This window comes from Actinosynnema sp. NPDC050436, from assembly GCF_040655415.1.
In the GTDB taxonomy this organism is placed as follows: Bacteria; Actinomycetota; Actinomycetes; order Mycobacteriales; family Pseudonocardiaceae; genus Actinosynnema.
Genome location: NZ_JBFAJV010000033.1, coordinates 1 through 12,162 on the forward strand (window position 1 = coordinate 1; position 12,162 = coordinate 12,162).

Sequence of the window (12,162 nt, forward strand, 5' to 3'; positions counted from 1 at the left end):
CGAGGCGCGGGAGGCCGACCTGGGTGTCGCGTCGGGCAACGGCAAGGGGCAGATCTTCGTGAAGGGCCAGGTCATCAAGACCGTGCCCGAGCACCGGATCGTGGAGACGCTGATCGAGGAGGCCATGCGCCTGGCCGAGGAGATGGGCGAGGGCGTGGACGGCGCGTCGGTCGGCGAACCGGTGGTGACCGTCGGCTGAGCCGACCTCGTCGGTCGCGGGCGGGGCCGGTGCCGGTCCTGCCCGGGGCCGGCTCGTGGCGCGCGCCCGGCATCCGGCGGCGGACCGGGGTGCGGGCACTGCGCCGGCCGGGTGGCTGGCGCGCGTGGAATGCGATCCATCTGGCAGGCTTGAGCCGTGCTGAGGCTGGCCGGCGCGCGGCTGCTGGACGAGCGGGACCTGACCGAGGTCCACGCGCTGCTGGCGATCGACCCGGTGGCCTCCTGCATGGTGGCCGCGCGCGTCGAGGTGGCCGGGCTCGACCCGTGGCGGCTGGGCGGCGAGGTGTGGGCCTACGACCAGCGCGCGCTGCGCGGCGCGCGGGTCGACGCGCTGTGCTTCGCCGGGCCGAACCTGATCCCGCTCGGGGGCAACGCCTCCGCGCTGCGCAGCTTCGCCGACCGGGCCCGGCGGCGCGGGCGGATGTGCTCGTCGCTGGTCGGCCCGGCCGAGCAGGTCCTCGGGCTGTGGGACGAACTGGCCCCGGACTGGGGGCCGGCCCGCGAGGTGCGCGGCGACCAGCCGCTGCTGGCCCTGGGCGGCACCCCGTCCGTCGTGGCCGACCCGCTGGTCCGGCCGGTGCGCCCGGACGAGCTGGAGCGGTACCTGCCGGCGGCGATCGCCATGTTCGTCGAGGAGGTCGGCGTCGACCCGTGCGCGGACGACGGCGGCACGTCCTACCGGGCGCGGGTGGCCGAGCTGATCGCGGGCGGGCGGGCGTTCGCCCGGTTCGAGGGCGGCGAGGTCGTGTTCAAGGCCGAGATCGGCGCGATGTCGGCCCGGGTCGGGCAGATCCAGGGCGTCTGGGTGCGGCCGGACCGGCGCGGGCACGGCCTGGGCACCACCGGCACGGCCGCCGTGGCGCAGCGCCTGGTGCGCGGACTGGGCCGGACGGCGTCGCTCTACGTGAACAGCTACAACGACGTCGCCAGGGCCGCTTACCGCAAGATCGGCTTCTCCCAGGTGGGGCAGTACGCGACCGTGCTGTTCTAGGGGTTGGGCATACTCGCACCGTGATGCTTCGGAAGACCGCCTTGGCCGTCGTCCTGCTGCTCGGGCTCGGCGGGTGCGGGCTGTTCTCGTCCCGGCCGGGGCCCGAGCAGGTCGCGGGCGAGTTCCTCGCCAAGGTCGCCGGCGGTGACGTGGACGGCGCGGTGGCGCTGACCGACGAGCCCGGCAAGGCCAAGGAGCTGCTGGACAAGGTGCGCGGCGTGCTGAAGCCGACCGCTGTGCGGACCTCCGTGCAGCAGGTGCGCTCCGGCGGCGAGTCGTCCACGGCGGACGCGTCGGCGAGGTTCGAGTGGGACCTCGGGCACGACCGGGTCTGGTCCTACGACACGAAGTTCGACCTGCGCCGGGAAGAGGACACCTGGAAGGTGCACTGGGCGCCGTCGGTCCTGCACCCGAAGCTCGCCGCGCAGCAGGCGATCGGCGCGACGGAGGTCCAGCCGGCGCTGGCCCCGGTGCTCGACCGCGACGGCGTGCCGCTGCTCGCGCCCGAGCAGGTCGTGTCGATCCTGCTGGACCCGGCGCAGGCGGGCGACCTGGCGGCGGTGGCGGGCGCGCTGGCCGGCGCGCTGGGCCGCATCGAACCCGCCATCACCGCCGCGTCCATCACCGAGGGCGCGACGAAGGTGCCCGCCGGGCAGGTGTACCAGGTGGCGGCGCTGCGGGACGCCGACTACCAGTCGGTGAAGCCGGCGATCTACGAGCTGCCCGGCGTGCGGTTCACCACGCAGACGTCGTTGCTGGCCCCGGCGCGGGACTTCGGCTCGCAGCTGCTGCCCCCCGTGCGCAAGGCGGTCGAGGAGGAGATCTCCGGCCGGTCCGGGCTGCGGATCTACACCACGAACGCGGCCGGGGCCGAGGTGGAGGACCTGCACGACGTCGCGCCCGAGCCCGCGCGCGCGATCAAGACCGTGGTCAGCCGGGCCGTGCAGACGGCGGCGGAGGACGCGCTGGAGCCGGTGGCCGAACCGGCGATGCTGGTGGCGCTGGCCGCGTCCACCGGGGACGTGCTGGCGGTCGCGCAGAACAAGCCCGCCGACGAGCAGGGCGCGATCGCGCTGACCGGGCGCTTCCCGCCGGGGTCCACGTTCAAGATCATCACGGCCGCGGCGGCGCTGGAGGGCGGCGTGCCCGCCGACTCGCCGCAGCCCTGCCCCGGCCGGATGACCATCGACGGGCGGCGGATCGTGCCCAACGACCACGACTTCGACAAGGGCACCATCCCGCTGCACTCGGCGTTCGCCTTCTCCTGCAACACGACCTTCGCCCAGATCGCCGCCGGGCTGCCCGCCGACGCGCTCACGAAGCAGGCCGACAAGTTCGGCCTCGGCGTCGACTTCGACATCCCGGCCATCACCACCGTCACCGGCTCCGCGCCGCCCGCGACGGACGTGGTGGAACGCGCGGAGGACGGCTTCGGCCAGGGCAAGCTGCTGGCCAGCCCGTTCGGCATGGCGCTGGTGGCGGCGACGGTGGCGAAGGGCTCGATGCCGACGCCGACCGTGCTGCACGGGCGGGAGACCAAGGTCGGCCACCAGCCCACCGCCCCGTCCCCGGCCGTGCTGGAACCGCTGCGCGCGATGATGCGCGAGGTGGTCGAGTCCGGCACCGCGCCCCAGCTCAAGCCCTTCGGCGACGTCCGGGGCAAGACCGGCACCGCCCAGTTCGGCGACGGCACGAACTCGCACGGCTGGTTCGTCGGCTACCGGGGCGACATCGCGTTCGCCACGCTGCTGCTGGGCACGAACAGCTCGTCCCCGGCCGTGGACGCCTCGGCCCGCTTCCTCGGCGCGCTGGGCTGACCTCCGGCCTGCCCGCCCACACCCGGCGGGGACGTCCGACCGACCACAATGCGGGCACGGCGCGCGTGGCGTGTCGCGGTGAGCCGTACTGTGTCGCGTATGTCCGTGCGTGCCGTCCTGGAGCCAGGTGAGCTCTCCCCGCGTCGTCCCGTGCCCGCCGAGATCGAGCGGCCCGAGTACGTGGACCGCAAGGAGCCCCGCCGCAACACCGACCCGTGGGTGCAGCCCCCCGAGATCATCGAGGCGATGCGGGTGGCCGGGCGGTTGGCCGCCCAAGCGCTCCAGGAGGCCGGCAAGGTCGTCGTGCCCGGGGTGACCACCGACGAGATCGACGCGGTCGCCCACGAGTTCCTGTGCGACCACGGCGCGTACCCGTCGACGCTGGGCTACCGGGGCTTCCCCAAGTCGTGCTGCACCTCGCTCAACGAGGTGATCTGCCACGGCATCCCGGACTCGACCGTCGTCCAGGACGGCGACATCGTCAACATCGACGTCACCGCCTTCATCGGCGGCGTGCACGGCGACACGAACGCCACCTTCCTCGCCGGGGACGTGGCCGAGGACGTCCGGCTGCTCGTCGAGCGCACCCACGAAGCCACCCTGCGGGCCATCAAGGCGGTCAAGCCGGGCCGGCAGCTCAACGTGGTGGGCCGGGTCATCGAGTCCTACGCCAACCGCTTCGGCTACGGCGTCGTGCGCGACTTCACCGGGCACGGCATCGGGCGCACGTTCCACAGCGGGCTGGTCGTGCTGCACTACGACGCGCCGCACGTGCCGACGCTGATCGAGCCGGGCATGACGTTCACCATCGAGCCGATGATCACGCTCGGCGGCATCGAGCACGACGTGTGGGAGGACGGCTGGACCGTCACCACCCGCGACAAGAGCTGGACCGCCCAGTTCGAGCACACCATCGTGGTGACGGACAGCGGTTCGGAGATCCTCACCGTCTGCTGACCGCCGGCCCGGAGGCTGCCGAACGCCCGTCCAGGGCCTCGCGGTCTGCCGGCGGGCAGCGGGTCGGAGGTCCCTAGAGCGCGCCGAGTTCGGTCACCAGCTCGGTGAGCGGGCCGACCACGGTGGTCGGGTCGGCGGCCGCCGCCAGGTGGTGGCTGTCCAGCTCCCGCACCGGCCAGCCCAGGTCGCGGGCGGTGGCGAACGGCGTGCGGTAGGACTCGCTGAGCCGCAGGTAGGCGCACGGCCCGGTCCACGCCACGGTGGGCCGGGGTTCCTTGAGGAACGCCAGCGGCACCTCCGCCTCCTCGCCGACGATCTCCTCCAGCAGCCGCACGTCCGGCACCATCGCGGACAGCGCCTCCGGGGCGAACCACCGGTCCCAGCGCGGCATCAGGCCGTCCCGTGAGATCGACTTGAGGTGCGCCATCCGGTCGGCCGGCGCGTCGTCGCGCCAGCTCCGGCCGGGTGCGGGCAGGTCGGCGTCGAGGAACACCAGGCCGGTGACCGGGATCTCCAGCGCGTCGGCGAACGCGGGTAGCAGCGGGCCCGCCCCGCTGTGGCCGACCAGCACCAGGTCGCCGTCGACCGGGGACTCCTCCACGGCGTCCGCGAACCCGCCGATCAGCCGCTGGTGCACGGGGGCCGCGTTCACGGTCACCCGCAGGTCCGGCAGCAGCACCGGGTGGCCCAGCGCGGTGAGCGCGTCGGCCAGCGGCCGGAGGCTCGCCGGGCCGAGGTAGGGGCTGTGCACCAGGACGGTGGTGGCGGGGGCGGAGACCATGACGTGGATGATGTCAGCCGAGACCGACAACGAGGGAGTTTTGCGGCGGTGAGCGGTGCGTTGTTGATCGCCGGGACGACCTCGGACGCCGGCAAGAGCGTCCTGGTGGCCGGTCTGTGCCGTTGGCTGGCGCGGCGGGGTGTCCGGGTGGCGCCGTTCAAGGCGCAGAACATGTCGAACAACTCGGTGGTGACGGCGGACGGCGGCGAGATCGGCCGGGCGCAGGCGGTGCAGGCGGCGGCGTGCGGGCTGGAGCCGAGCGTGCGGTTCAACCCGGTGCTGCTCAAGCCGGGCGGCGACCGGACGTCCCAGGTGGTGGTGCTGGGCAGGGCGGTGGGCGAGGTGACCGCGCTGTCCTACCGGGAGCGCAAGGCGGACCTGATGACCACCGTTCTGTCCACTTTGGACGATTTGCGACGGGACTTCGAGGTCGTCGTCTGCGAGGGCGCCGGCTCGCCCGCCGAGATCAACCTGCGCGCGAACGACATCGCCAACATGGGCCTGGCGCGCGCTGCCGGTCTGCCGGTGCTGGTGGTCGGCGACATCGACCGGGGCGGGGTGTTCGCGCACCTGTTCGGCACGGTGGCCCTGCTCGACCCGGCCGACCAGGCGCTGGTGGCGGGGTTCGTGGTGAACAAGTTCCGGGGCGACCCCGCGCTGCTGGAACCCGGCCTGCGGCAGTTGCGCGCGCTCACCGGGCGGCCGGTGCACGGCGTGCTGCCGTGGCGCGAGGAGCTGTGGCTGGACGCGGAGGACTCGCTGTCCTACGCGGCGGACGGCGTGATCGGCCGGCCCGCGCCGCCCGTGGGGGAGCAGTGGCTGCGGGTGGCGGTGGTCCGCCTGCCGAGGATCTCCAACGCGACGGACGTCGAGGCGCTGGCGTGCGAGCCGGGCGTGTCGGTGCGGTTCGTCACCGAGCCGTCGAGGCTCGCGGACGCGGACCTGGTCGTGCTGCCGGGCTCGAAGGCGACCGTCGCGGACCTGCGGTGGCTGCGGTCCACCGGGCTCGCCGACGCGATCGCCCGGCACGACGGGCCGGTGCTGGGGGTGTGCGGCGGGTTCCAGATGCTCGGCCGGCGCGTCGAGGACGACGTGGAGTCCGGCGCGGGCGTGGTGGACGGCTTGGGGCTGCTGGACGTCGACTTCCGGTTCGCGCCGGAGAAGACCCTGCACCGGCCGCGCGGCACCGCGTTCGGGGCGGCGGTGCAGGGCTACGAGATCCACCACGGCCAGGTCGTCCGCCGGACCGGTGCCGGACTGGTCGAGCTGCCCGGCGGTGCGCCGGAGGGCGCGCTGGTGGGGCGGGTCGCCGGCACGCACTGGCACGGCCTGCTGGAGAACGACGACTTCCGCCGGGAGTTCCTGCGGTGGGCGGCCGGCCACGCGGGGCGCGACGGCTTCCGGCCTGCGGCCGACACGGACTTCGCCGGGCAGCGGGCGGCGCAGCTCGACCTGCTGGGCGACCTGGTGGCCGACCACCTGGACACGGACGCGGTCCTCGCGCTGCTGGAGGGCGGCCCGCCGGCAGGGCTGCCGGTCGTGCCACCCGCCGGTCCGCCGGCGGAGAGCTGACCGCTCGGCGTGCTGCGTGGTGTTGCTCGGCGGTTCGCGTGCGGGCGTCGACCGTTCGGACGCGCTGCGGGAGGTGCCGTCCCGGGGTCTTCTGCGCTGGGCGCAGTCCTGCCGGAGCGTCGGCCGGGGGCGGAGTCCTCGGCGGGGCGGAGCCGTGGGCGTTGCACGCGGATCGCGGGCGTCGGGCGGCGGTTGCGGTGCGCGCGACCGCCAAGTCGCGCGGGGTGCACCGCTCGGTCGCCGTCGGGTCCGGATCGGGGTGCCACCGGAGGGGCGGGCGGACGTCCGCCCGACCGCCAAGTCGGGTGACTGCTCGCCGGCGTGGGTCCGGTGGCCGCGAGCGCGGCCGTTCGGAACTCGCTGAACCCGCTGGGGAAGAACCCCTGGCGCTAGATGGAGTCCCCCGCGCGCAGGTGGAGGACCATGCACCTGGTCGAATGCACAGCACACCTCCACTCACGAGTAGTCACATGAGGAAGGTACCGCTGGGCTGACCGGGGATACGTAGTCCGATCGGGGGTAGTGCGGTCACGTTTCGCGCACGACGGCCGCCCAGTCGCTGTCGCCCGGTCGCGTCGACCACCCGTCCGGCCACTTCCGCCGCAGGTCACCGGGCTTGGCGCGGGCTCCGGACAGGGATGCCGGGGTGTGCACGCCGAAATCGACCTCGCCCGCGAAGCTCGCGCCCCGGAACACCGATTCGCCGAAACCGACCCGGCGGAAATCGGCCAGTCCGCGGAAGTGCGCCTCCCGGAAGTCCGCGTGCCCGGCGAATTCGGTGCCCCGGAACGTGGCCGGCCCGACGAACGTGGTGCCGACGAACGACGCCCGGCGCACCCGTGCGTGCGTCAGGGTCAGCTTCACGAGGGTGGCGTGCGACAGGTCCAGCGAGATGTCCGCCCAGAACACCTCGGGCCGGTCCGGGCGCAGGTGCCCGGCCAGCAGCACGAGCGCGGTCTGCCGCACCTCCTGCTCCTGGAACCGCGCGGTGTCGCGCGGTCCGGTGCGGGCGCGGAGGTCCGGCGGCGGCGTGAACGGCATCCGCAGGTAGGCGCACACCAGGTGCACGATGGTCTGGCGGTGGGCCGGGTTGTCCTGCGCCAGCCGCTCCAGCGCGTACAGCCCGGCCAGCCGGACCGGTGCCTTATCGCTGCCGAGCTGGTCGGCGGCCTTGCCGTACAGCTCGGTGACGCGGCGCTCGGTGGCGTCGTGGTCCTTCTGCGCCAGGTCGAGTTCGGTGGACCGCTGCCGGCGCGCGGTCAGCAGCAGCGCCGCCGCGCCGCCCGCGCCCAGCACGATGCTGGACGCGGTCCGGATGACGTCCAGCCGCACGCCGTCCTCGGGTGCGCCGGTGCCGAGGGTGGTCAGCAGCAGCACGATCGACCCGGCGGCCAGCGCCAGCAGTCCGATGCCCCACACGGCGATCGTCCTGGGCGACAGCACCCGGTGCTCCACCGGTCCAGCCCAGCGGAAGCGCGGTCGGCCGTCAATCACCGGTCCGTGCGGTTGGTGCCGGGCCGGGCACCGGGTTGGTGGGGCGGTGAGGAGGAGGGGGTCAGGAGACCGGCGCGGCGAGGAGGCGGCGGGAGGGGCGGTGGATGGTGGTCGCGGCCATGCCGGCCAGGACCAGGGCGGCTGCGCCCAGGCGCACGGGGGAGATGTGCTCGTCGAGGAACAGCCAGCCGGAGAACATGCCCGCCACCGGGACGAGGAGGGCGAACGGGACCACGGTGGTGGCGTTGTGCTCGCGCAGCAGGAAGCCCCACACGCCGAAGCCGAACAGGGTGGACACCCAGGCGACGAACAGCAGTGAGGTGACGCCGGCCCACGTGGCGTTGCCGAACGCCGTGATGATCGCCGACGGCCCCTCGAAGATCACCGACAGGGCGAGCAGCGGGAGGGTGGCGACCGCGCTCACCCAGACGATGAAGCTCAGCGCGTCCGGCGGTTTGGCGTACCGGGTGGCGACGTTGGACAGGCCCCACGCGATCGCGCCCAACACGACCAGCAGCAGCGCGGACAGCGGGCTGGTGAGGCCGTAGTCCAGGGCGATCAGCACGATGCCGGTCGCGGCGACGGCCATCCCGACGAGCTGGACGGGGCGCGGGCGCTCCTTGAGCAGCACGGTGGCGAAGACGACGGTGAAGATCACCTGGCTCTGGAGCACGAGCGAGGAGAGGCCGGCCGGCATCCCCGCGCCCATGCCGAGGAACAGGAGGCCGAACTTGGCGACGCCGAGGGCGAGCGCGACCGCCACCACCCACTTCCACGCCACCCCCGGCCGGCCGACCAGCCACAGCGCGGGCACGGCCGCCGCCAGGAAGCGCAGCGACGAGAACAGCAGCGGCGGGAACTCCGCGAGGCCCACCTTGATCACGACGAAGTTGACGCCCCAGATGACGGTGGTGAGCACCGCCAGCGCGGCGTGACCGAGTTTCACGTCCTCGAGTCTTGGCCGTCGCACCGTTTAGCACCAGCGATGGATTCTGAAGCTTTGGGTTTAGGATTGCTACATGCTCGATCTCGGCAGGTTGCGCGCCCTGCACGCGGTGGCCCGGCACGGCTCGGTCGGCGCGGCAGCCGCCGCGCTCGGTTACACCCCCTCGGCGGTGTCCCAGCAGATCGCCAAGCTGGAACGCGAGACCCGCACCACGCTGCTGGAACGGCGCGGTCGGGGCATCGCGCTGACCGACGCGGCGCACCTGCTGGCGGCGACCGCAGACCAGGTGCTGCGACTGGTCGAGCACGCGGAGGTGTCGCTGGAGGAGCAGCGCGGCGCGGCGGTCGGGGAGCTGCGGGTCGGGGCGTTCGCCACGGCCGCGCGCGGGCTGCTGCCGGCGGTGCTGGTGGCGCTGGCGCGCGACCACCCGGCGCTGGACGTGCGGCTGGTGGAGCTGGACCCGCCGCCGGGCATGGAGGCGGTGTCGCGCGGCGAGCTGGACCTGGCGGTGACGCACGACTGGGACAACGCACCGCTCGCCGTGCCCGACGGGCTGTCGCGGGCGCGGCTGGGCGACGACTTCGCCGACGTGCTGCTGCCGGTGGGCCACCCGCTCGCCGACCGGGAGTCGGTGGTGCCGGAGGACTTGGCCGGGGAGCGCTGGATCTGCCAGCCCGAGGGCACGATCTGCCACGACTGGCTGGTCAACACGTTCCGGGCGGCCGGGATGGAGCCGGAGCTGGCGTTCCGGATCGGGGAGTACGAGACCCAGCTCGCGCTGCTGGAGCGCGGGGTGGGGGTGGCGCTGCTGCCCCGGCTGGGGCGGGGTGCGCTGCCGGCGGGGGTGCGGGCGGTGGCGTTCCGGCCGACGCCCACGCGGCGGGTGTACGCGATGTGGCGCACGCAGGCCGGTCGGCGGCCGGCTGTGGTGGCGATGTTGGCTGCGTTGCGCGGGTGTTGGGAGGAGCGGCTGACTGCTTGAGCGGTTGGGAGGGGGCGGTCGGGAGGAAGCGGTGGGGGGAAGCGGTTGGAGAAGAGAAGAGAGTAACGATCAGGTGTCGGGCTGTTGCGGTGGGAGTCGTTCGGGCGATTGTCGGGGCGAGCGGCTGATCGACCGGCGGGGTGGGGTGGCTGGTCGGGGGTCGTGTCGCAGGCCGCCACACCAGGGGGCCTCCCAAGGTTCTTCCGCCACCGTGGGAGGTCCCCGCCTGGTATCGCCCGCAGGCGTTCAGCGGTGGGAGTGGCGTTCCAGCAGTTCCTCCAGGAAGCCGCCCGCCTCGGCCGCCGCGCGCGCCGGGTCGCGGTCGCGGACCGCGTCCAGCAGGCCGCCGTGCGAGACGTGGTCGTCCTCGTGGTCGGTGTCGACGGTCGCCGTGATGCTCGCCCGGACGGCCTCGGTGAGGCCCTGGTAGAGCTCGGCGAGCAGCGTGTTGTGCGAGCACTGCACGAGCAGCACGTGGAATGCGGCGTCGCGCTCCACCAGGCGTTGCCAGTCCTTGGCGGCGAGCGCGGCGTCCCGTTCGGCGAGCAGCGCTTCCAGGCGGTGCAGTTCCTCGTCGGTGCGCTGGGTGGCGGCCAGGCGCGCGCCCTCGACCTCCAGGGTGCGGCGCACCTGGAGCACGTCGCGCAGTTCGCTGCCGCACAGCCGGCGCACCGCGCCGGACAGCTCGCTGGTGGCGCGCACGAACGTGCCGTCGCCCTGGCGGACCTCCAGCAGTCCTGCGTGGGACAGCGCGCGCACCGCCTCGCGCACGGTGTTGCGGCCCACGCCCAGCGCGGTGACGAGTTCAGGCTCCGGCGGGATGCGCTGGCCGACCGGCCACTCGCCGCCGGCGATCGCGTCCCTCATCTGGTCGATCACCTGGTCGACGAGTCCGGCCCGTCGGGTAGTGGCCAACGGCACAGCGTCATCCTTTCATCCGAACATCCCATGTCTGTAATAGTAGTCCGGTGACGATCCAGCAGACCCAGCCAGACCGGACACCGGTGGTTCACATTGCCACTGAACCCAGTGCCAATGCGACGACTCCGGTCCATCCTTCTGGTAGTCCTGCTGCTCCGGTGGTCCGGAACCGCCAAGTTGCCCTGGTCGGCAGCACCCTGTTGGCGATCGGCGTAGCGCTCGCCGCCGCCAACCTGCGCCCCGCGGTGACCAGTCTGGCCTCCGTCCTCGGCGATGTGCGGACGTCGTTGGGGGTGTCCACGGCGTGGACGTCCCTGCTGACGGCGGTACCCACGCTCTGCTTCGGTTTCGCGGCCTTCCTCGCCCCTTGGCTCGGACGGCGGCTGGGGATGGCCCGAGCGGTCGCACTGTCGTTGGTGGTGCTGACCGCAGGTTTGGTGCTTCGGGTCGTGGACGGACCGGCGGTCGTGCTGGGCGGCACGTTCATCGCGTGCGCCGGCGTCGCGGTCTGCAACGTGCTCATCCCGGTGGTCGTCAAGGACTCCTTCCCGGGCCGCGTCGGCGTGATCACCGGCGTGTACACGGCGGCGCTCGCGGCCGGTGCGGCGCTGGGCGCCGCGTTCACGCCGGCGCTGGAGTCGGCGTTCGGGTCGTGGCGGTTGGCGGTGGGCGCGTGGGCGTTCCTGTCGGCGGCGGCCCTGGTGGTCTGGCTGGCCGGGGCGCGGCACGGCGAGGTCGTGCGGTCGGCACCGGTCCGGACGGGCCGGGCGCGGTCGCTCCTGCGCAACCGGCTGGCGTGGGTGATCACGGTGTTCTTCGGGCTCCAGTCGCTGCTGGCGTACACGGTCATGGGGTGGCTGCCGCAGATCCTCGGCGACGCCGGCGTCGACCGGACCACGGCCGGGCTGCTGCTGGCCATCACGATGGTGCTGGGCGTGCCGGTCAGCCTGATCGTGCCGCCGCTGGCCGCCCGGCGGGCGAGCCAGTCCGGGCTGGTCCTCGGGCTCGGGTCGCTGTCGGTGGCGGGCGTGCTGGGCCTGGCCCTCGCACCCGGCCTCGCGCCGGCGCTGTGGGTCGTGCTGGTCGGCGTGGGGATGGGGATGTTCCCGCTGGCCCTGGTGATGATCTCGCTGCGCACCGCGTCCACGGCGGACACCGCCCGGCTGTCGGCGATGGCGCAGAGCATCGGGTACCTGATCTCGGCGTCGGGGCCGTTCGCGTTCGGGGTGCTGCGCGGGGCCACCGGGGACTGGACGGTGTCGATGTTGGTGCTGGTGGGGTTGCTGGTGCTGCTGACCGGGTTGGGGTGGGTGGCCGGGCGGCCTCGCACGGTGTGATCCGGTGAGGTGCCGGGCGGTTCGGGGTTCGGGGTTCGGGGAAAAGATTGAAAGCGGCGCTCGCCGCTGGGCAGGCCGCCGGGGGAGAAGTGCGGTTCGTCGTGTTCTCCCCGTGTGGCCTGGTCTGGAGACAACCACCCTTTGC

The 12,162-nt window shown here is 73.6% G+C and carries 10 protein-coding genes and 1 pseudogene; 7 read left to right on the forward strand and 4 right to left on the reverse strand.

Annotation, left to right across the window (positions count from 1 at the left end; translation table 11 throughout):
• The 4 genes and pseudogenes from AB0I60_RS37320 to map form a co-directional block, all read left to right on the forward strand.
• A pseudogene (locus AB0I60_RS37320) lies at window positions 1-199 on the forward strand (4-hydroxy-3-methylbut-2-en-1-yl diphosphate synthase); the annotation flags it as partial.
• A gap of 156 nt (window positions 200-355) precedes the next feature.
• Complete coding sequence (locus AB0I60_RS37325) at window positions 356-1,210, forward strand: GNAT family N-acetyltransferase (protein ID WP_360738956.1); 855 nt, start codon at window positions 356-358, stop codon at window positions 1,208-1,210.
• Window positions 1,211-1,233: 23 nt separating this feature from the next.
• Window positions 1,234-3,027, forward strand: a complete 1,794-nt coding sequence (locus tag AB0I60_RS37330) for a penicillin-binding transpeptidase domain-containing protein (protein ID WP_360738980.1) — start codon at window positions 1,234-1,236, stop codon at window positions 3,025-3,027.
• 99 nt (window positions 3,028-3,126) lie between these two features.
• Complete coding sequence (map, locus tag AB0I60_RS37335) at window positions 3,127-3,984, forward strand: type I methionyl aminopeptidase (protein WP_360738959.1); 858 nt, start codon at window positions 3,127-3,129, stop codon at window positions 3,982-3,984.
• A 73-nt stretch (window positions 3,985-4,057) separates the two neighbouring features.
• On the opposite strand, the gene AB0I60_RS37340 is transcribed toward map, so the two are convergent.
• Window positions 4,058-4,765: a hypothetical protein gene (locus AB0I60_RS37340; protein WP_360738961.1), complete on the reverse strand. Its 708-nt coding sequence runs from the start codon at window positions 4,763-4,765 to the stop codon at window positions 4,058-4,060.
• 48 nt (window positions 4,766-4,813) lie between these two features.
• Between AB0I60_RS37340 and AB0I60_RS37345 the strand changes: the two genes are divergently transcribed.
• A complete protein-coding gene (locus AB0I60_RS37345) occupies window positions 4,814-6,337 on the forward strand; it encodes a cobyric acid synthase (RefSeq protein WP_360738963.1) in 1,524 nt (507 codons plus the stop codon).
• Between the two features lie 528 nt (window positions 6,338-6,865).
• Here AB0I60_RS37345 and AB0I60_RS37350 read toward each other — a convergent pair.
• Together AB0I60_RS37350 and AB0I60_RS37355 are read right to left on the reverse strand one after the other, a co-directional pair.
• A complete protein-coding gene (locus AB0I60_RS37350; RefSeq protein WP_360738966.1) occupies window positions 6,866-7,780 on the reverse strand; it encodes a pentapeptide repeat-containing protein in 915 nt (304 codons plus the stop codon).
• Between the two features lie 112 nt (window positions 7,781-7,892).
• The gene (locus tag AB0I60_RS37355) at window positions 7,893-8,777 is read right to left on the reverse strand and encodes an EamA family transporter (RefSeq protein WP_360738969.1); all 885 of its coding nucleotides are present in this window, start codon (window positions 8,775-8,777) and stop codon (window positions 7,893-7,895) included.
• Window positions 8,778-8,850: 73 nt separating this feature from the next.
• Between AB0I60_RS37355 and AB0I60_RS37360 the strand changes: the two genes are divergently transcribed.
• Window positions 8,851-9,759 carry a LysR family transcriptional regulator gene (locus AB0I60_RS37360; protein WP_360738972.1) on the forward strand — a complete coding sequence of 303 codons (909 nt, stop codon included), beginning with the start codon at window positions 8,851-8,853 and terminating at the stop codon, window positions 9,757-9,759.
• 246 nt (window positions 9,760-10,005) lie between these two features.
• On the opposite strand, the gene AB0I60_RS37365 is transcribed toward AB0I60_RS37360, so the two are convergent.
• Complete coding sequence (locus AB0I60_RS37365; protein ID WP_360738975.1) at window positions 10,006-10,680, reverse strand: FadR/GntR family transcriptional regulator; 675 nt, start codon at window positions 10,678-10,680, stop codon at window positions 10,006-10,008.
• 158 nt (window positions 10,681-10,838) lie between these two features.
• Between AB0I60_RS37365 and AB0I60_RS37370 the strand changes: the two genes are divergently transcribed.
• Window positions 10,839-12,017, forward strand: a complete 1,179-nt coding sequence (locus AB0I60_RS37370) for an MFS transporter (RefSeq protein WP_360738977.1) — start codon at window positions 10,839-10,841, stop codon at window positions 12,015-12,017.
• The last annotated feature ends 145 nt before the right edge of the window (window positions 12,018-12,162 follow it).